Below are 20819 nucleotides of genomic sequence, written 5' to 3' on the forward strand. Positions count from 1 at the left end.
CTCTTCGTCGGCGTCCTGATCGGGGTGATCCTGATCCTGGGCGGCCTGCAATTCTTCCCCGCGATGGCTCTGGGACCGATCGTCGAGCACTTCCAGGCGCTCGGCGCGGTCGCGGCCCTCCGCTGAGTGGTGATCCCATGACTTCGATCGACATCCACGCCGGCGAAGGGCGACGCGCCCTGGCCGGCGGTCTCTCCGGCGCCGTCCTGGCCCGCGCGGCCAAGGAGGCGTTCCTCAAGCTCGATCCGCGCAAGCTGACCGGCAATCCTGTGATCTTCGCCACCTGGCTGGTGGCCCTGCTCTCGACCGTCTCGGCGGTGGCGGCGGTGGCCACCCATCAGGCGGCGGGCTTCGCCATCCAGATCGCCGTCTGGCTGTGGGCCACGGTGCTGTTCGCCAACCTCGCCGAAAGCGTCGCCGAAGGCCGCGGCAAGGCGGCGGCCGACAGCCTGCGTGCGACGCGGGTGACCACCAAGGCCAAGCTGCTCGTCGATCCTAAGACCGGGACCTGGATCCCGACCCCGGCTCACAAGCTGGGCGTCGGCGAGGTGATCCTGGTCGAGGCCGGCGACGTCATTCCGACCGATGGCGAGATCATCGAGGGCATGGCCAGCGTCAACGAGGCGGCCATCACCGGCGAGAGCGCGCCGGTCATCCGCGAAAGCGGCGGCGACCGGTCGGCCGTCACCGGCGGCACCACCGTGGTCTCGGACTGGATCAAGGTGCGGGTTACGGCCGAGGCCGGATCGACGTTCCTCGACCGCATGATCGCCATGGTCGAGGGCGCGGACCGCCGCAAAACGCCGAACGAGATCGCCTTGGCCGTGCTGCTGGCGGGCCTGACGCTGATCTTCCTGATCGCGGTGGTGACCCTGCTGGGGCTGGGCAAGTTCTCGGGCGTGGCTCTGGACCCGCTGGTCTTGGGCGCGCTGTTCATCACGCTTATTCCGACGACCATTGGGGGACTCCTGTCCGCGGTCGGCATCGCCGGCATGGATCGCCTGCTGAAGGTCAACGTCCTGGCGACCTCCGGGCGTGCTGTCGAGGCGGCGGGCGACGTCGACACCCTGCTGCTGGACAAGACCGGCACCATCACCTTCGGCAACCGCATGGCCACCGAGGTCATCCCGGCGCCGGGCATGCGTCCTGACGCGGCGATGAAGGCGGCGCTGATGGCTTCTCTGGCCGACGAAACGCCCGAAGGCCGTTCTATCGTCGAGCTGGCCCGCAACGCCGGCCTGACCGTCGAGCCGCCAGAAGGCGCGACCTCGATCCCGTTCACCGCCCAGACTCGCCAGTCGGGCCTGGACCACGGCGGTCACTCCTGGCGCAAGGGGGCCGTGGACGCCGTCTACCGGTCGCTGGCGCTGGAGCCCAAGAGCATCCCGGCCGAATTGACGGCCGCCGTCGACCGGATCGCCCGCTCGGGCGGCACGCCGCTGGCGGTCAGCGAGGACGGCGTGGTCGTCGGGGTCATCCACCTCAAGGATGTCGTGAAGCCCGGGGTGAAGGAGCGCTTCGCCGACCTGCGCCGCATGGGCCTGCGCACGGTGATGATCACCGGCGACAATCCGGTGACGGCCGCCGCGATCGCCTCGGAAGCCGGCGTCGACGACTTCCTGGCCGAGGCCACGCCGGAGGACAAGCTGCGGCTGATCCGGGAAGAGCAGGGCAAGGGCCGCCTGGTGGCCATGTGCGGCGACGGCGCCAACGATGCGCCCGCGCTCGCCCAGGCCGACGTCGGCGTCGCCATGCAGACCGGCGCCCAGGCCGCCCGCGAGGCCGGCAACATGGTCGATCTCGACAGCGATCCCACCAAGGTCATCGAGATCGTCGAGGTCGGCAAGCAGATGCTGATCACCCGCGGCGCCCTGACGACCTTCTCGATCGCCAATGACGTCGCCAAGTACTTCGCCATCATCCCGGCGATGTTCGTGGTCTCGCTGCCGGCGCTGGGCGCGCTGAACGTCATGAAGCTGCACAGCCCGCAGAGCGCCATCCTGTCGGCGGTGATCTTCAACGCCCTGGTGATCGTCGCCCTGATCCCGCTGGCCCTGAAGGGCGTGAAGTATCGCGCCGTCGGCGCCGGCAAGCTGCTGTCGCGCAACCTGACCCTCTATGGGCTGGGCGGCCTGATCGCGCCGTTCGTCGGCATCAAGCTGATCGACCTCGTGGTCTCGGCCCTGGGTCTGGCGTAAACACGAGCCATCGGAGACTCATCCGTCATGCTTTCTCATCTTCGCCCCGCTCTAGTTTCGATGGGCTTGTTCACCGCTCTGCTGGGCCTGGCCTATCCGCTGGCCGTCACCGGCGTCGCCCAGGTGGTGTTTCCGACCCAGGCCAACGGCAGTCTCGTCCGTGACGCCGGCGGCCGGGTGGTTGGCTCGGCCCTGATCGGCCAGGCCTTCGCCAAGCCGGAATACTTCCACGGCCGTCCTTCGTCGGCGGGGAACGGCTATGACGCCACGGCCTCCAGCGGCTCCAACATGGGTCCGCTCAACGACAAGCTGATCGGGCGGGAAAAGGTCGACGCGGCCGCTTTGCGGGCCGAGAACCCCGGCGCGGTCATCCCCGCCGACGCCGTCACCACCTCCGCCTCGGGCCTGGATCCGGACATCTCGCCGGCCAACGCCCGCTTCCAGGCGCTGCGCATCGCCAAGGCGCGAGGCGTCCCGGAAAACGAGGTCATGGCGCTGATCGACGGTCAGCTCCAGCAGCCCCTGCTGGGCTTCATCGGCCAGCCGCGGGTCAATGTCCTCGCGCTCAACCGGGCGCTCGACGCCCGCTTTCCGCCAAACACCAGTCAGAAAGGCGGCTAGTGCCGGCGGACGAACCGAAACGGCCCGACCCCGAGGCGCTCCTGGCCGCCGCCAACAAGGCGCGCCGGGGGCGTCTCAAGGTGTTTCTGGGCATGGCGCCGGGCGTGGGCAAGACCTACGAGATGCTGCGCGCCGCCCGCCGCCGCAAGGCCGAGGGCGCGGATGTCCTGATCGGCGTCGTCGAGACGCACGGCCGTCGCGAGACCGAAAGCCTGCTGCGTGGCATGGAGATCCTGCCCCGCAAGCCGATCGAGCATCGCGGCCGCGTTCAGATGGAGTTCGACATCGACGCGGCCTTGGCGCGCAAGCCCAAGATCCTGCTGGTCGACGAGTACGCCCACTCCAACGCCATCGGCTCGCGCCATCCTAAGCGCTGGCAGGACGTCGAGGAATTGCTGGCCGCCGGCGTCGACGTCTGGACGACCCTGAACGTCCAGCACCTGGAGAGCCTCGTCGACGTCGTCCAGCGGATTACGGGCGTGCGCCAGCGCGAGACCGTGCCTGACAGCGCCTTGTCGCGCGCCGACGACATTGAGCTCGTCGACATCACGCCCGGCGAGCTGCGCGAGCGCATGGCGGCCGGCAAGGTCTATGTCCCCGAAACCGCGCGGCTGGCGGCCGACAACTTCTTCAAGGTCGAGAACCTCACGGCCATGCGCGAGCTGGCCCTGCGCCGTGCGGCCCAGACTGTAGACGACCAGCTCGTCGCCACCATGCGCGAGAAGGGCGTCGAGGGGCCCTGGGCGGCGGGCGAGCGGATCCTGGTGCTGGTCAGCGGCGATGCGATGGCCGCCACCCTGGTGCGAGCAGGACGGCGTCTGTCGGACATGATGATGGACGCGCCGTGGATCGTCGCCCACGTCGAGCGGACCGACCGGCCGTTGGCCAAGGACGGGGACACCGCGCGGCTGCGCGAAGCCTACCGTCTAGCCGAGCAACTGGGCGGCGCGACCGTGGCGCTGAGCGGCGGCGACATCGTCGACACGGTGATGGCCTACGCGCGCCGTCACAACGTCACCCAGATCGTGATCGGCAAGTCCGTCGAGAGCCGCTGGCGCCAGTTGCTCGGACGCTCCCTGGCCACCGCCTTGCTGCGTGAGGCGCGGGGCGTGGCGGTTCACGTCGTCACCGAGGCCGCGCATGAGCGCGAGCCCCGAACGCCCAAGCCTCTCGGACTGGGACGCTGGCAGGGCTATGCGGTTGGCGCGCTGTTCATCCTCGCAGCGACCCTGGCCGCCTGGGGGCTGGACGTCACCTTCGATCGCGTCGACCTGGGGATGATCTTCCTGGCCGCGGTGCTGGCGGCTGGGGTTCTTCATGGTCTGCGTCCGGCCTTGGCGGCGGCGACCGTGGCATTCATCGTCTATAATTATCTTTTCCTAGAGCCCCGCTACAGCCTGGTGGTCGGCTCTCCGACGGACTTCATCACCCTGATTGTATTCTGGGCGGTGGCCCTGGCGTCGGGCGGCCTCGCCGGACGCGTGAGAGATCAGGCCCTGGGCTCCCAGCGCCGCGCGGCGGCCGTGACGACCCTGCTCGCCGCTAGCCGCACCCTGTCGGCCGCGACAGGACGAGACGCGGTAGCCCGCGCCCTGGCGGAGCAGGTCTCAGCCGCCGCAGGTGGACGATCGATGGTCCTGCTGCCGGAGGGCGAGGAGATCGCGCCCGCCTTCGGTTCACCCAGTCTCGAGCCTCTGGACGCCGCCCAGATGGCCGCCGCGCGCTGGGCCTGGGAGAAGGGCGAGCCCGCCGGCTTCGGGACGGGGACCCTGCCGCAGGCGCGCTGGACCTTCTGGCCGATGGAGGGCGTGCGGGCCCGCAACGGCGTGGCCGGCGTCGAGGCCGGCGCCGCGCCGCCGGGCTCCGACCACGAGCGTCTGGTGCTGGCGCTGCTGGAGCAGGGGGCGGTGGCGCTGGAGCGTTCGCAACTGGCGTCCGAGGCGGTCGAGGCCGAGACCCTGCGTCGCGCCGACCGTTTCCGCTCGGCCTTGATGAACTCGGTCAGCCACGACCTGCGCACGCCGCTCTCGACCGTGCTGGGCGCCTCGACCACGCTGATCGACTACGGCGACAAGCTGACCAAGCCAGTGCGCGAGGACCTCGTCGTCAGCATCCGCGAGGAGGCTGAGCGACTGAACCGCTATGTCGCCAACCTGTTGGACATGACCCGCATCGAAGGCGGCGCCTTGCGGCTCAGGACCGACTGGATCGACGTGCGCGACGTCCTCAACGCCGCCGCCGATCGCGTCTCCCGCCGCCTGGGCGGACGCGCGCTGACCCGCGACTATCCGCGCGAGCTGTCCCTGGTGCAGGCCGACGCCAGCCTGCTGGAACAGGTGGTGGTCAATGTGCTGGAAAACGCCATCGCCTACAGCCCGGTCGAGGCTCGCATAGAGATGGCGGCCTATGAGGACCGGTCGAACGTGGTGATCAGCATCGAGGACGAGGGGAAAGGCATCCCGCCCTCGGAGCTGGAGCGGGTTTTCGACAAGTTCCGCCGCATGGAAGAGCCCAGCGATCGCAGCCAGGGCGCGGGCCTGGGACTGTCGATCGCCAAGGGCTTCATCGATGCGCTGGGCGGACGCATCGCCGCCGCCAGCCCCATTCACGACGGTAAAGGGACGCGGATCCTGATCAGTCTGCCGAAGGGCGTCGACACGCCGCACCATCTGCTATGACGTCGGCATGAGCGCGCTTCGCCACCGTATCCTCGTCATCGACGACGAGCCGCAGATCCACCGGTTCCTGGGGCCCGCGCTCGACGCGGCCGGCTACGAGGCGCTGCGGGCGGATAGCGGCCAGGAGGGGCTGCGCGGCATCGCCCTGTGGTCGCCGGACGCCGTCGTGCTCGACCTTGGCCTACCCGACATGGACGGCAAGGAGGTGCTGGAGAAGGCGCGGGCGTTCTACGAGGGGCCGATCCTGATCCTGTCCGCCCGCGACCGAGAGGTCGAGAAGATCGAGGCGCTGGACCGCGGCGCCAATGACTATGTCGAGAAACCCTTCGGCGTCGGCGAGTTGCTGGCGCGACTGCGCGTGGCGCTAAGGCAGTCGACCACAGTCAAGCGACCGACGGAGCCGCTTTCGCTCGGGGACGTGGTGATCGATCTCGACCGGCGTCTCGTGACCAAGACGGCCCAGCCGGTGAAACTGTCGCCCAAGGAATTCGACCTGCTGAGCCGCCTGGCCATGTCCCAGGGCAAGGTGCTGACGCACAAGGAGCTTCTGGTCAGCGTCTGGGGCGCGGCCCACGCCGACGACACCCAGTATCTGCGAGTGTTCGTCGGGCAGTTGCGGCAGAAGCTGGAAGATGATCCCGGCAAGCCAAAGCTGATCCTGACCGAGCCGGGCGTCGGGTATCGCCTGGCCGAATAGCGCTCGGCACATTTGATACGCCTGGAAACAGCGACGCCCATCCATCGTTTCGACGATGGCCGCGCACCTCCATCGCCAAGCCGACACGGTGTCGTCGCGCCATGAGCGAAAGGGAGCAGGGATATGGTTGACCTACGTCCGCTGGCGGTCGTGACCGGCGCTTCGAGCGGTATTGGCTACGAATTGGCCAAGCTTTGCGCGCAGAACGGTTTTGACCTGATCATCGCTGCTGATCGGCCTCTTGCTGAAACGGAGCAGATGCTTCGGGGCCTCGGGGCCTCCGTCGAAACCGTTCAAGGCGATCTCGCGACGACCGATGGCGTCGATCAGCTGCTGGCGAAAGTCGGCGGACGTCGCGTCGACGCCTTGCTCGCCAACGCAGGCCATGGCCTGGGTCATGCGTTTCTCGATCAGGATTTCGCGGCGATCCGGCACGTGATCGACACCAACGTCACCGGCACGATCTATCTGCTGCATCAGCTGGGACGCCGCATGCGAGATCAGGAGCGGGGGCGGATCCTGCTGACAGGTTCGATCGCCGGCCTGATGCCCGGATCGTTCCAGGCGGTCTACAACGGAACCAAGGCCTTCATCGACAGCTTCTCGTTCGCCTTGCGGGATGAGCTGAAGGACAGCGGCGTCACGGTCACCTGCTTGATGCCGGGCGCGACCGACACCGAATTCTTCGAACGCGCGGACATGCTCGACACCAAGATCGGTCAGGGCAAGAAGGATGATCCAGCGGACGTCGCCAAGACGGGATTCGAGGCGATGATGCGCGGGGAGGGCGACATCGTGCACGGCTTGAAGAACAAGATGCAGGCCGCGGCGGCCGCGGTCACCCCGCAATCGGTGCTGGCTGGTCAGCACCGCAAGATGGCCGAGCCTGGGACGGACGAGACCTAAAGCGCCCGAACGGCTTTCCGTTTCGAGATGAAAAGCCTCGCGGTCGCGGTTCGCACGGGGCGAGCCGCGACCGTCGTGGCCTCTATTGCGCCGCCCGCGGCTCCAGGCTCATCGCGCGCGCCGCGATCGCGGCTTGGGTCCGATTGTGAACGTTGAGTTTCCGCATCACCGCGGTCATGTGCGCCTTCACCGTCGCCTCGGCGATGCCGAGGTCGAAGGCGATCTGCTTGTTCAGCAGCCCGGAGTTGACGCCTTCGAGAACCTTCAGCTGCGTCGGCGTCAGGTCGCAAAGGCCGACCCGCGTGGTGGTTTCGGCGTTGTCCTGCTTTTTCCCGGTCATGTTCACCCCTGCTTTTCCTGTCCCACACCGCGCATCTTGCGATGAGCGGCCTCCGCCTTGGTCTGTGCGCCGGTCTTCGCCAGCGGGCGGTTCGTGCCTACGAACGTAGTTATATTAGTTGGACAGATTCAAACGGAATGGTCAATGTTAACGCAAACAATTTCCACGGGCGTTGCCATTGGCGTGAATCTGTTGGACAGGTTTCTCGGTAAGCGACGCCAAAAGGGGAGGGGCGGATGAGCCAGGGGCGGCTAGCCGATCAGGCCTATCTGGGCATCGTCGAGATGATCAAGGTCGAGGGATTGACCCCCGGCGACCGGCTGCCGTCCGAGGCGCGGCTGGCCGAGATCTTCGGCATGTCGCGTACGATCGTCCGCGAGGCGCTGGTCCGGTTGGCCGCTGACAGCATCACCGAGGCCCGTCGCGGCGCTGGATCGTTCGTGAAGAACCGGCCTTCCGACAAGCTCGGCGCCTATATGCCGCTGTCGGAGTTGCCATCGACCTTGGGCAGCTACGAGGTGCGGTTCGTGTTGGAGGCCGAGGCCGCCCGCCTGGCGGCCGCCCGCCGATCGAGCGAGGAGATGGCCGGGATCGAGGAGGCGTTGTCCAGCCTGCGCGCCGCGCTGTTGTCGAACGCCCCCGCGCATGACGAGGACATGGAGCTGCACCGCCGGATCGTGCTGGCCACGGCCAACCCGGCTTTCCTGGTGACGTTCGAGGCGCTTCAGCCCGATGTCGACAAGATCATGCGGGCCGGGGTCGATATCTCCCGCTCGCGGCCCCCCGAGGCCATCGACGAGATGATGCGCGAGCACGAGATGATCGTGGAGGCTATCCGCGCCCAAGACGGCGACGGGGCGGCGCTGGCGATGCGATGGCACCTATCGCGTGGGCGAAAGCGGCTAATGCCCTGAGGCGAGAGCGTCGGCGGGCAACGGCTGGTCCGAGAGCCAACTCTCCACGCTGTCGCAGAGCTGATCAGGGGAGATGAGGGCGTCAAGGGCGAAGACCTGCTCTTCGGCGGCGGGACGCTCCAGCGTGGCCAATTGGCTGTCGAGCAAGCTGACAGGCATGTAGTGGTCGGGCCGTTCAGTCATGCGTTTCAGCAACTCTTCGCGGCTGGCCTCGAGCAGCACAAAGCGAACTGGCGCGCCGATCGCGGCGCGAAGACGTTCCCTATACTTGAGCCTCAAGGCCGAGCAGGCGGCGACGGCCTGGCCTTCGGACGCCAGCGCCTCCTTGATCGCCAGGCCCAGCCGATCTAGCCACGGCCAGCGGTCCTCGTCCGTCAAGGGGCGCCCCGCCCGCATTTTCGCGACCGCCGTCTCGTCGTGGAAGGCGTCGCCCTCGAGAAAGGCGCAGCCGAGGCGACGCGCCAGAAGCGCGCCCAGCGTCGACTTCCCGCAGCCGCTGACGCCCATGGTCACGATGGCAAGCCCCTCGTCAGGGCGCGCGCGGCTGCTGGATGGCGTCTGCAAACGAGCTCCCCGTGGCTGGCCGAGCGCCTGGACAGGCTTGGCAAGCGCTCGATCGGAACCTGTTTTCTACCGAGCGCCTGTTCGGGCGTAACTACGACCATGGTCTCGGATGCGTACGCCTCGGCGATCTCATATCGCTGAGGATAGTGACTGGGAGAGTGACATGAGAGCGGTTGTCTTCGCGGCCATCCTGGCGGTTTCGACTCCAGCCTTAGCGGAAACCCGCTCCATCCTGACCTCCATCCCCGACGATCCGCACGCGGTGGTGGTCAAGGCCGTTGGCGACGGTCGCGCGGACGACACCGACGCTGTTCAGAAGGCCATCGACGCCGCCCGCGACAAAACCGGCCATGGCCTCGTCTTCTTGCCGTCTGGCCGCTATCGCCTGAGCCGCACCTTGCTGGTCCCGCCGGGCGTGCGGGTGTTCGGCGTCGGGGCGACCCGTCCGGTGTTCGTGCTCGGCGCGAATACGCCGGGTTTCCAGACGGGCGTCGCGACGATGATCGCCTTCACGGGCGGCGACCAGTATCAGGTCGGCGACATTCCCGTGCCGGTCCCGACCGTGCGCCCCACGACCGCCAAGGTGCGCGACGCCAATTCCGGCACCTTCTATTCGTCGATGAGCAACATCGACATCGAGATCGGGGAGGGCAATCCCGCGGCGGCGGCCGTCCGTTTCCGCATGGCGCAACACGCCTTCCTGCGACACATGGATTTCCGCCTGGGCTCCGCCTTCGCCGGCGTCTACCAGGCCGGCAACATCATGGAAGACGTGCACTTCCACGGCGGGCGCTACGGCATCGTCACCGAGAAGACCTCGCCGGCCTGGCAGTTCACCCTGGTCGACTCCACCTTCGACGGCCAGCGCGACGCGGCGATCCGCGAGCACGAGGTCGACCTGACCCTGGTCAATGTCGGCATCAAGAACACGCCGGTCGGGATCGAGATCGATCGCGGCTACAGCGACAGCCTGTGGGGCAAGAACGTCCGCTTCGAGAATGTCTCCAAGGCTGGGGTCGTCATCTCCGCCGAGAACAGCGTCTTCACCCAGGTCGGCTTCGACAACGCGACCGCCACCAACACCCCGGTGTTCGCCCGCTTCCGCGACAGCGGCAAGACCGTGGCGGGTAAGGGGAAAGACTATCGGGTGGCTTCGTTCACCTATGGGCTGACCTTGCCGGCCCTTGGCCAGACGGGCGAGTACAAGACGGTCGCCGACATCAAGCCACTCGCCGCCAAGACGGCCGCGAGGCCGGCGCTGCGAGCCCTGCCGCCGATGGGTGAATGGACCAACGTCAAGACCCTCGGGGTCAAGGGCGACGGCTCGACGGACGACACCGCCGCGCTGCAGAAGGCGATCGACACCCACCGCGTGCTCTATCTGCCGGTCGGCTTCTACATGGTGTCCGACACCCTGAAGCTGCGGCCCAACACGGTGCTGATCGGCCTGCACCCGGCCATCACCCAGCTGGTCATCCCGGACAACAATCCCAAGCATGCGGGAGTTGGCGCTGTCAGGCCGATTCTCGAAACGCCGCGCGGCGGCGACAACATCCTCTCCGGCATCGGCCTCTTCACAGGCCGGGTGAACCTGCGCGCCTCGGCCCTGCTGTGGCGCTCGGGCGCGAACTCCATGGTCAACGACGTCAAGATCATGGGCGGCGGCGGCACGCCGACGGCGGACGGCAAGTCGCTGGGCGCGGCCCAGGCCCGCAGCGGCGATCCGGTCGCCGACGGCCGCTGGGACGCGCAGTATCCCAGCATCTGGGTGACCGACGGCGGCGGCGGGACCTTCGCCGACGTCTGGAGCCCCAACACCTTCGCCTCGGCCGGCTTCTACATCAGCGACACCAAGACCCCCGGCTATATCTACGAGGTTTCGGTCGAGCACCACGTCCGCAACGAGTTCGTGCTCGACAATGTCGAGAACTGGGAGTTCCTCGCGCCCCAGACCGAGCAGGAGGTCGGCGACGGCCCAGACGCGGTGTCGCTGGAGGTGCGCAACTCGCGCAACATCCTGTTCGCCAATTATCACGGCTATCGGGTGACGCGGTCGTACCATCCGGCCGAAACGGCGGTGAAGCTGTTCAACTCCACCGACATCCGCTTCCGCAATGTCCACATCAACGCCGAGAGCGGCATCGCCCTGTGCGACAAGATCGGCTGCGGCACCTATCTGCGGGCCAGCAAGTATCCGTTCGAGAACGCGATCCAGGACAAGACCCGCAAGCTAGAGGTTCGCGAACGCGAATTCGCCGTGCTGGACGTCACCGGTCCGGTCTCCCCCGGCGCGCCGCCGGCGGCCGATCCGCGGGTGCGCAAGCTGGAAACCGGCTTCTGGTCGATCTCGGGCGCCACGACGGGCGCGGATGGGACGCTCTACTTCATCGACAAGCGTTTCCAGCGCATCTACCGCTGGACGGAGGGGCGCGGCCTGGAGGTGGTGCGCGACCACTCGCTGGACCCGACGAACCTGGCGGTCGATGGCTCGGGCAAGCTGCTGGTCGTGTCCTCGTATGGTCCGCAGGCCTCGGTCTATTCGATCGATCCCGAGGGGCCGAAAGACCAGATGACGATGATCTCGCCGACGGCCGTCGCGCCACGCGCGGGCGCCAAGACCTTGCTGCCGGTGAATTGGTGGGTGAACGGCGAGTTCCGCGACCAGTACGACCCGGCGACCGACCACTTCACCACCCTGGCGGAGATGTTCGCCCGCGACGTCGGAACGCCCAAGGCGCAGGAATACGTCTCGCCCGACGGCAGCGTCGTGCTTCCGGCCTTCCGCGTCTGGCAGCAGGGGCCGCCGGATCACGTGGGGTGGCGCTGGGCCGACACCCTCCAGGCCAATGGTCTGATCAGCGGCGCGGCCGGACAGCGGGTGTTCGTCACCAACGGCTCCGAGAACAAGACCTACAGCGGCCAAGTTGGCCCCGGCGGGACGCTCACCGACCTTAGGGCGTTCGCTGATCGCGGTGGCGAAAGCGTCGCCGTGGACAGGCAGGGTCGCGTGTTCGTCGCCAACGGCCAGATCTTCCAGTATGCGCCGGATGGCAAACAGGTCGGTCGGATCGACGTGCCGGAGCGTCCGCTGCAGCTGATCTTTGGCGGCGAGGGCGGTCGGACCCTGTTCATTCTGACCCACCATTCGCTCTACGCCGTAACGCCCTGAGAAAAGCCCGGGGGAGGGCGCCCATGAAGACCATGACCATCGCGCTGGCCGCGCTTCTGGCCTCCACCTCTGTCGGCTCCGTTGCTTTGGCTGAGAGCCGCTCGGCTTTCGTCACGACGCCAGCCGATCCGGCGGCGATCATCGCGAAGGGGCGCGGCGACGGCCGCGCTGACGATAGCGCGGCGCTGCAACAGGCCATCGACGCCGCCGCCAAGCCCGGCGGTGGTGTCGTCTTCCTGCCGTCGGGTCGTTATCGCATCACCAAGACGCTGTTCCTATGGCCCGGTGTTCGAGTGTTCGGCGTTGGAGCCACCCGGCCGGTGATCGTGCTGGGCGACGCGACCCCTGGCTTCCAGAAGGGCGTCGCCAACATGGTGATCGTCGCGGGCGCGAAGCCGGACCCGGCGCGAAGGGTCCCGTTCCCGCCGCCAGGCAGCGTGCCGTTCAACAAGGACGTGCCGGACGCCAATTCGGGCACCTTCTACACGGCGATGAGCAATGTCGATTTCGAGATCGGCAAGGGCAATCCGGCCGCGACGGCGATCCGGTTCCACGCGGCCCAGCACGCCTTCCTGAGCCACATGCGCTTCGATATCGGCTCGGGCTTGGCGGCGCTGTACCAGATCGGCAACGAGGCCGAGGACCTGCACTTCAAGGGCGGCCGCTACGGCATCCTGACCGAGAAGCCGTCGCCGGCTTGGGGTTTCGTGCTGCTCGACTCCACCTTCGAAGGTCAGCGCGAAGCGGCGATCCGCGAGCACGAGGCGGGCCTCACCCTCGTCAACGTGACCATGCGCGATACGCCGGTCGGGATCGAGATCGACCGCGGCTATGGCGATTGGCTGTGGGGCAAGAACGTCCGCTTCGAGAACGTCTCTAAGGCCGGCGTCGTCATCTCCAATGAAGGCAACGTCTACACCCAGGTCGGCTTCGAGAACGCCGTCGCCAAGGGCACGCCCGTGTTCGCCCGCTTCCGCGACAGCGGCAAGACCGTGGCCGGGAAGGGGAGCGCCTACCGGGTTGGCGCCTTCAACTATGGTTTGACCGTGCCCGCGCTCGGCCAGATGGGCGAGTACAAGACCACCTTCGACGCCGAGGCGCTAAAGGGCTATCCGGCGCCGCAGACGCCCGCGATCCGCGACCTGCCGCCGATGTCCGAGTGGAACAGCGTCCGCGACCTGGGCGCCAAGGGCGATAACGCCACCGACGACACGGCCGCGATCCAGAAGGCGATCGACACCCATCGCGTCGTCTATTTCCCGACCGGCTTCTACCGCGTCACCGACACGCTGAAGCTGCGGCCCGACACCGTTCTGATCGGTCTGCATCCCAGCCTGACGCAGATCGTCCTGCCCCACGGCACGCCGGCCTTCCAGGGCGTCGGCGCGCCCAAGGCGCTGGTCGAGTCCGGCAAGGGCGGCGACAACATCGTCTTTGGCCTTGGCCTCTACACCGAGGGCCAGAATCCCCGCGCCACGGCGCTGCTGTGGACCGCGGGCGAGCGCTCGATGGTCAACGACGTGAAGTTCCAGGGCGGTCACGGCACGAACCTGTACGACGGCTCGCGCTTCAATCCCTACAACGCCAACGCCTCGGCCGATCCGGACACCGCCAAACGCTGGGGCGGCCAGTATCCGAGCCTTTGGGTGACCAACGGCGGGGGCGGGACATTCGCCAATGTCTGGAGCCCGAACACCTACGCCTATTCGGGCATCTATGTGTCGGACACGACGACGCCTGGCCACGTCTATCAAGCGTCGGTCGAGCACCACGTGCGGTCCGAGATCAGCCTGAACCGCGTCGCCAACTGGGAGTTCCTGGCGCCCCAGACCGAGGAGGAGGCGGGCGAGGGCGAGGACACGGTGTCGCTGGAGATCCGCGACTCCCGCGACATCCTGCTGGCCAACTATCACGGCTATCGCGTCACGCGGACGCGCCGTCCGGTCTCCTCGGCCGTGAAGATCTACAACTCGCAGGACATTCGCTTCCGCAATGTGGCGGTGAACGGCGAGAGCGGCTTTTCCACTTGCGACGAAGGCGGCTGCGCGACCTTCTTGCGCCTGACCAAGTATCCGTACGAGAACGCGATCGAGGACGTGACGAGCGGCCTGCAGGTGCGCGAGCGGCAGTTCGCGGTGCTGGACATCGGCAAGGACGCGAAGGCGTCGGCGCCGTCGGTGTTCCCGGCCAATGCCCGGGTCGAGCGCCTCGCGGACGGCTTCTTCTCGGCGGGCGGCGGCGCGGTCGATGCGACGGGCGTCCTGTACTTCACCGACCGGCGCAACCAGCGCATCTACAGCTGGTCGTCGGAGCGCAAGCTTTCGATCGTTCGGGACAATACGCTAGATCCCATCAACCTCGCGGTCGACGGCTCTGGAAACCTGTTGGTGCTGTCGTCGGACGGCCGTAACGGCTCGGTCTACAGCTTCAAGCCCGGCAGCCCCGACACCGAGGTGACGGTCATTCCGGCGACGCCGGCGGGCGGACGGCCGAACGCCGCCAAGGTCTTGCCCATCAACTGGTGGGTCAATGGCGAGTTCAAGGATCAGATCGATCCGGACACCTATCAGTTTACGACCCTGGCCGAGCTGTTCGCGCGGGAGACGGCTGCGCCGCCGGTCTTGGAATATGTCTCTCCGGACGGCAGCTTGGCGCTGCCGGCCTATCGCGTGTTCCAGCAAGGGCCGCCGGACCATCGCGGCCTGAGGTTCTCGAACGCGCTGGACACATACGGCTTCACCACGGCCAAGCCCGGTCAGCGGGTCTTCGTCGCCAACAGTTCGGAGAACAAGACCTATAGCGGCCGGGTCGACGCACGCGGCGCGATCACCGACCTCAAGGTCTTCGCCGACCGCGGCGGCGAGAGCGTCGCGACGGACGCCGAGGGGCGCGTCTATGTCGCCAACGGTCAGGTGTTTGTCTATGCGTCGGACGGTCGCGAGCTGGGCCGGATCGACGTGCCGGAACGGCCCCTTCAGCTGCTGTTCGGCGGGGCCGACAAACGGACCCTGTACGTGCTTTCGCACCATGGCCTTTACGCCGTGCGGGCGGACTAGGAGCGACGGTCCAGCTCGCTCTCCGGTCGCCTACGACCATGGTCTAATAGTTCGTCCCCCACCGCTCTGACACAGTCCTCCCAGGCCGTCGACAATGGCCAAAAGAAAACTGGGAGGGATGTAGGATGAGTGCTGTCGGTAGCACGCGAGGGGGATCGTCCTTTTTGAGCGCCTTGCTCGCGACGAGCGCGTTCGCGACGATCATGGTGGGCGGCGCCGCCCACGCACAGGCGGCGCAGACGCCGCCGGCCACGACCGCCGACGACTCGGTTGTCACCGAGATCGTGGTCACCGGATCTCGTATCCGCTCGACGGGCTTCACCGCGCCGACGCCGACCCAGGTGCTGGGCGCCGCGGAGCTGGAGCGCGCCGCCCAGCCGAACATCTTCACCGCCATCACCCAGCTGCCGTCGCTGCAGGGCTCTAGCGGCGCCACCACCGGCACCTTCAGCACGTCGAGCGGCCAGCAGGGCCTTTCGTCGTTCTCGCTGCGGGGGCTTGGCACCATCCGCACCCTGACGCTGCTGGACGGCCAGCGCGTCGTGCCGGCCAACGTCACCGGCGTTCCCGACATCAGCCTGTTCCCCCAGCTCCTCGTCGAGCGGGTAGACGTCGTCACCGGCGGCGCCTCGGCCTCCTACGGCTCGGACGCCGTCGGCGGCGTCGTCAACTTCATCACCAACAAGAAGTTCGAGGGGCTCAAGGCCAATGTGATGGGCGGCGTCACGACCTATGGCGACAACCACCAGTGGTTGGCCCAGGTCGCGGCGGGCAAGAACTTCATGGATGACCGCCTGCACGTGCAGGTCAGCGGCGAATACGACTGGGAAGAGGGCGTCCCGGCGGGCGGCTTCGGAGAAGACGCGCCGGGCAGCCGTGACTGGTACACGACCGCCACCCTGGTCAATCGCGGCGTCACCAATGACGGCTCGCCACAATATCTCTATCGCGAGCACGCCCAGGCTTATCAGTACGCCAAGTACGGCCTGATCAGCGCGGGTCCGCTGCAAGGCACGGCGTTCGACGCCGCCGGCAATCCGTTCCAGTTCCAGTACGGCGGCGGCGGCGTGCCGTCCAAGGCGGCCAACGGCGCCGTCAGCGGCTGCTACACGAACGGCGGCTTCTGCATCGGCGGCGACTTGTCGGGCAACGTCGGAATCGGCACTTCGCTGCAGTCGCGGATCAAGCGGCTGAACAGCTACAGCCGTGTGGGCTTCGATCTCGACGCCAACAACGAGATTTACGCCACCTTCAACGCCGCCCGCGTGGAGAGCAGCAACCAGCCTAATCCGGGCGCGGCCACGACCGGTCTGACGATGTCGTGCTCGAATCCGTATCTGCCGGCGTCGATCGTCGCGGCCTGCGCCGCGAACGGCATCACGACCTTCACCTTCGGCACCAGCAACGCGCTGCTGCCGCGCAACATCTCGGTGCATCCTACGCGGACCCAGTATCGCGGCGTGATCGGCGCTGATGGCAAGTTCAACGCCTTGGGCACGGAATGGCGCTATGACGCCTACTACCAGCACGGCGAGAACACGACGAATATCCATGTTCGCGACATCCTGCTGACGCCGCGCTATCGGGCGGCGGTCCAGGCCACGCTCGTGAACGGCCAGATCGTCTGCGCCGATCCGATCGCGCGCGCCAATGGCTGCGTGCCGATCAACATCTTCGGCGGCCAGCGCCCGAGCGACGCGGCCCTGGCTTACATCACGCCCAAGAACGGCCCGTACCAGCACTCTGTCCAGAAGCAGGACGTCGCCAGCATCAACTTCAGCGGCGAGCCGATCAACGGCTGGGCGGGACCGATCTCGTTGGCCATCGGCGGCGAGTGGCGCAAGGAGCAGTACCACGTCAAAGGCGACCCCTACGGCGACGGCAATACGGATTCTCCGAACACCGCCGACTACCCCGCCGATCCGATCCTGAACGCGGCGGGCTCCAACTGGTTCGCGGGCAACTACCACTCCGGCGCCGGCAAGTACTCGGTGAAGGAAGCCTATGCCGAAGTGAACATGCCGTTGGTCAACTCCGACGCGGCGGGCAAGGCCAACCTCAACATGGCCGGCCGCTGGACCGACTACAGCACCTCCGGCACCATCTACACTTGGAAGGTCGGCGTCACCTGGGACACGCCGGTCGACGGCGTCCGCCTGCGGGCCGTCACCTCGCGTGACGTCCGCGCGCCGAACCTGTCGGAACTGTTCGCCGCGCCGGTGACGACCACGCTGCCGAACTTCACCATTCCCTCGAACGGCAAGCCTCCGGCCGGTCAGCCGTCCAGCGGCTCGCTGACCGTGCTGCAGAATGTCGTGGGCAACCCGGACCTGAAGCCGGAAATCGCCAAGAACGTCACCCTTGGCGCGGTGCTCTCGAACCCGCAATGGTTGCCGGGCTTCAGCATCTCAGTCGACTGGTACAACATCGTCCTCAACGGCGGCATCTCCAGCCTGGGCGCTCAGCAGATCGTCAACTTCTGCTATGCGGGCCTTACCCAGTTCTGCGGGGCCTTCAACCTCAACCCGCCGTCGGCCTTCGTGAACTCGCAGACGTTCAACCTGGCGTCGATCAAGACGAGCGGCTTCGATATCGAGAGCAGCTACCGTTTTGAGCTGCCCAGTGTTCCAGGCCGCTTCACGGTCCGCGGCCTGGCCACCAACGTCCACAAGTTCGTCACCAATCCGGGCATCCCTGGAGCGGTCGCCGTCGACTCGGCTGGCCAGAACTCCGGCGCCACGCCAGATTGGAAGGTCCTGGCCGTCCAGTCCTGGGATAACGACCGCTTCGCCATCAGCGTGCAGGAGCGTTGGTTCAGCGATGGCCGGTTCGGCGGCACGACCACCGAATACGTCGAATGCAAGCCGGGCAGCTGCCCGGTCTCGACCGGCAGCCGGCCGACCATCGACTACAACCACATGAGCGGCGCGACCTATGTCGATGTCAGCGCGTCGTACAAGTTCGGCAACGGCCTGCAGCTCTACGGCAAGGTCGACAACCTGCTGAACCGCGATCCGACCCCGTCGCCGCAGACCAACACCGGTCTCGACGCGAACCCGGCGCTCTACGACCTGCTGGGCCGCTTCTACCACGTCGGTCTGCGCTACAGCTTCTAGGCCTTCCGCGGCCGCTTTTCACCTCCCCCCTGGGCGGCGCCGCCCGGGTCTTGTCTCGGCAAGACCCGGGCGTTTTTCTTTTTTGGGCTTAGGGGCTGGCTTCGATGTCGTGGGCAGGGGCGTATCTGAAGCGGCCGGCGGCGATGGACGGCGGATCTCACATTCGACCCGTCCGGCAGCCGCTTAAGGCGATGCTCGTTCAGACCGCTAAAGGCGGCGGTGGTGGTCCGTCCTTCTAAAGCGCGAACACGCCATATGACCCAGATCACGGTCAACGTCAGACCCTTACGAGCGGGGGGCGCGGATTGCGGACCGGATTTTGGCCTGCAGGCTTTTATCGCTGGCCGCGCCGCCGAACGCAGCGCGGTGCGGCTGGCGGCGGCCTTCACTCTTGCTGGGCGCGGGGTGAAGGTCGTCATTCATGATCGATCGGACAGCGCGGCCGGCGAGCTGGATGCTGGTCCTCACACCCATCCGGTCCAGCGCCGTTTCACGATTCACTGAAACTGGAACTTCCGGGCTCGACCGCTCGTTGGCAGGCGTCGCCCAGTGAAGGAGAGCGCCATGCCCCAGGGCAAGGATCCCAAAACCGCCGACCGTCTAGGCGGCGTTCACAAGGTCGCCACCCCACGCCAACCCGTTCCCGCCTCGCCAGGCGACGAGCGTGAGGTGCGCCTGCAGGACACGCGCCCGAAACCTCCCCGCCGCGTTTGACCTCGCGATCATCAATTGCTGGCCGCAGGAACAGCCTCGCCGCCGCGCGCGATCCTTCTGGATCACCTTTCAATGTGGAGGACCGCATGTCGCTAGACGCCCCCCCGACATCATCGCCCCGACGCCGCTCGCGCACGGGGGGCGAAGCGTCATTGGCGCAGGAGCCTCGGTCGTGGAGCCCCGGCGCGCGAGGCGGCGGCGCGCCGTCCGTTGCTCCCACCAGGACCTTCCGCCTCCCGGGCGGCAAGCAGATGACCCTTTCGACTGACCGTGTGCGCGCCGCGCCGGCCGTCACGCCTCAAATCTCGATGGTGCTTGGCCAGAACGCCCTAGGCCTTGGGGTCTGGGGGCTTCTTGCGCCCCATAGCGTCAACCGCTTCCTGGGCATACGCGCGTCGGCCTCCACGACGCGCGTCTTGTTCGGTGCGCGCGAACTGGCCACGGGCATGGTCCTGGCGTCGGACCCGACCAAGTCCAGCGCCCTGTGGGCGCGGGTGGCGGGCGATGTCTTCGACATCTTGGTGCTGCGCCGGTTGGCGCGGCGAGACAATCCCAAACGCGGCAACGCGCGCCTGGCGATGGGCGTGGTGCTGGCGATCACCGCCCTCGATGTCGTGGCCGCGGTGCGAATGACCAACGTCAAGCGCGACTGCGCATAGGAGGCGGCGATGAAGGCGATCTGCTGGCAAGGCAAGAAGGACCTCCGCTGCGAGGAGGCGCCGGATCCGATCATCGAGGATCCGAAGGACGCGATCATCCGCGTCACCTCGACCTGCATCTGCGGGTCCGATCTGCACCTGATGAACGGCTTCGTGCCGACCATGTGCGCGGGCGACGTCATGGGACACGAGCCCATGGGCGAGGTCGTCGAAGTCGGCCTGGAAGCGAAGGCCAAGGGGTTGAAGGTCGGCGACCGCGTGGTCGTGCCGTTCCAGATGATCTGCGGCGAGTGCGAACAGTGCCGCCAGGGCAACTACTCCGTTTGCCAGACGACCAACCGCAACGCGGACCTGGCCAAGGCCTTCTTCGGCGATACGACGGCGGGGCTGTTCGGCTACTCCCACATTACGGGCGGCTACGCTGGCGGCCAGGCCCAGTACATGCGCGTGCCCTACGCGGCGACCACGGTCATCAAGGTCCCGGAGTCGGGCGAGGACGAGAAGTACCTGTTTCTCAGCGACATCCTGCCGACCGGCTGGCAGGCCGCGGCCTTCGCCGACATTCGCCCGACCGACACTGTCGCGGTTTGGGGCTGCGGTCCGGTGGGCCTCTTCACCATCCAGTCAGCCCTGATCATGGGCGCCAAGCGGGTGATCGCGATCGACGACGTTCCCGAGCGGCTCGCAATGGCGGAGGGACTGGGCGCGGAAATCCTGGACCGCAGTCAGGTCAACGTCTTGCACGCCCTGAAGGAGATGACGGACGGGCACGGTCCCGAGCGCTGCATCGACGCCGTCGGCCTGGAAGCCCATGGGCCGACGCCGGTGCTGGGCCTGATCGACAGGGCCCAGGCGGCGATGAAGCTGGAGACCGAACGGCCCGTGGCCCTGCGCGAGGCGATCATGGCCTGTAAGGCGGCGGGCGTCGTCTCAATTCCCGGCGTCTATGGGGGCATGTCCAACATGATCCCGATGGGCGCGGTGATGAACAAGGGGCTGACGATCCGCACTGGCCAGACTCACGTGAAGCGCTGGTCCGATGACTTGCTGCGGCGCATCGGCGAAGGCGAGATCGACCCGACCTTCGTGGTGACTCACACCGCGCCGCTCTCCAAGGGACCCGAGCTCTACAAGACTTTCCGCGACAAGAAGGACGGTTGCGTCAAGGTGGTGCTCAAGCCCTGACG

General features: G+C 67.2%; 14 protein-coding genes and 1 pseudogene. 13 read left to right on the forward strand and 2 right to left on the reverse strand.

The genetic code is table 11. The features are described 5' to 3' along the window. The 6 genes from AX690_RS22570 to AX690_RS00515 form a co-directional block, all read left to right on the forward strand. Positions 1-126 (forward strand): potassium-transporting ATPase subunit KdpA (locus AX690_RS22570; protein ID WP_156449507.1); only part of this gene is annotated, 126 nt, incomplete at its 5' end. An 11-nt stretch (positions 127-137) separates the two neighbouring features. After that, on the forward strand, positions 138-2198 hold the full coding sequence (gene kdpB / locus AX690_RS00495) for a potassium-transporting ATPase subunit KdpB (RefSeq protein WP_066685441.1): 2061 nt from the start codon (positions 138-140) through the stop codon (positions 2196-2198). Positions 2199-2225: 27 nt separating this feature from the next. Further along, positions 2226-2819: a potassium-transporting ATPase subunit KdpC gene (kdpC, locus tag AX690_RS00500; protein ID WP_066685439.1), complete on the forward strand. Its 594-nt coding sequence runs from the start codon at positions 2226-2228 to the stop codon at positions 2817-2819. Beyond that, the gene (locus AX690_RS00505; protein ID WP_066685435.1) at positions 2819-5497 is read left to right on the forward strand and encodes a sensor histidine kinase KdpD; all 2679 of its coding nucleotides are present in this window, start codon (positions 2819-2821) and stop codon (positions 5495-5497) included. The genes kdpC and AX690_RS00505 overlap by 1 nt, the downstream gene beginning before the upstream one ends. 7 nt (positions 5498-5504) lie before the next feature. After that, the gene (locus AX690_RS00510) at positions 5505-6194 is read left to right on the forward strand and encodes a winged helix-turn-helix domain-containing protein (RefSeq protein ID WP_066685434.1); all 690 of its coding nucleotides are present in this window, start codon (positions 5505-5507) and stop codon (positions 6192-6194) included. 123 nt (positions 6195-6317) lie between these two features. Next, the gene (locus tag AX690_RS00515; protein WP_066685433.1) at positions 6318-7100 is read left to right on the forward strand and encodes an SDR family oxidoreductase; all 783 of its coding nucleotides are present in this window, start codon (positions 6318-6320) and stop codon (positions 7098-7100) included. Between the two features lie 82 nt (positions 7101-7182). On the opposite strand, the pseudogene AX690_RS00520 reads toward AX690_RS00515, so the two are convergent. Beyond that, positions 7183-7383, reverse strand: a pseudogene (locus AX690_RS00520) (response regulator transcription factor); the annotation flags it as partial. A 293-nt stretch (positions 7384-7676) separates the two neighbouring features. On the opposite strand from AX690_RS00520, the gene AX690_RS00525 reads away from it, so the two are divergent. Then, positions 7677-8354, forward strand: a complete 678-nt coding sequence (locus AX690_RS00525; protein ID WP_066685432.1) for a FadR/GntR family transcriptional regulator — start codon at positions 7677-7679, stop codon at positions 8352-8354. On the opposite strand, the gene AX690_RS00530 is transcribed toward AX690_RS00525, so the two are convergent. Beyond that, positions 8343-8918, reverse strand: coding sequence for a gluconokinase (locus AX690_RS00530; RefSeq protein ID WP_231732063.1), 576 nt, complete (start codon positions 8916-8918; stop codon positions 8343-8345). The genes AX690_RS00525 and AX690_RS00530 overlap by 12 nt on opposite strands. Before the next feature lie 163 nt (positions 8919-9081). Between AX690_RS00530 and AX690_RS00535 the strand changes: the two genes are divergently transcribed. From AX690_RS00535 to AX690_RS00560, 6 genes are all read left to right on the forward strand, one after another. Next, complete coding sequence (locus AX690_RS00535) at positions 9082-12087, forward strand: glycosyl hydrolase family 28-related protein (RefSeq protein ID WP_066685427.1); 3006 nt, start codon at positions 9082-9084, stop codon at positions 12085-12087. Positions 12088-12110: 23 nt separating this feature from the next. Further along, positions 12111-15143, forward strand: a complete 3033-nt coding sequence (locus AX690_RS00540; protein ID WP_066685425.1) for a glycosyl hydrolase family 28-related protein — start codon at positions 12111-12113, stop codon at positions 15141-15143. 125 nt (positions 15144-15268) lie between these two features. Then, the gene (locus tag AX690_RS00545; protein WP_066685423.1) at positions 15269-18259 is read left to right on the forward strand and encodes a TonB-dependent siderophore receptor; all 2991 of its coding nucleotides are present in this window, start codon (positions 15269-15271) and stop codon (positions 18257-18259) included. 255 nt (positions 18260-18514) lie between these two features. Continuing rightward, positions 18515-18763, forward strand: a complete 249-nt coding sequence (locus AX690_RS22575) for a hypothetical protein (RefSeq protein WP_156449508.1) — start codon at positions 18515-18517, stop codon at positions 18761-18763. Positions 18764-19224: 461 nt separating this feature from the next. Beyond that, complete coding sequence (locus AX690_RS00555; protein WP_066685419.1) at positions 19225-19632, forward strand: hypothetical protein; 408 nt, start codon at positions 19225-19227, stop codon at positions 19630-19632. A gap of 9 nt (positions 19633-19641) precedes the next feature. Continuing rightward, entirely contained in the window at positions 19642-20817 is a 1176-nt protein-coding gene (locus AX690_RS00560; RefSeq protein ID WP_066685417.1) for a zinc-dependent alcohol dehydrogenase, read from the forward strand. Positions 20818-20819 lie beyond the last annotated feature (2 nt).

Origin of the sequence: Caulobacter sp. CCH9-E1 (genome assembly GCF_001556515.1) — a bacterium.
Lineage (GTDB): Bacteria > Pseudomonadota > Alphaproteobacteria > Caulobacterales > Caulobacteraceae > Caulobacter.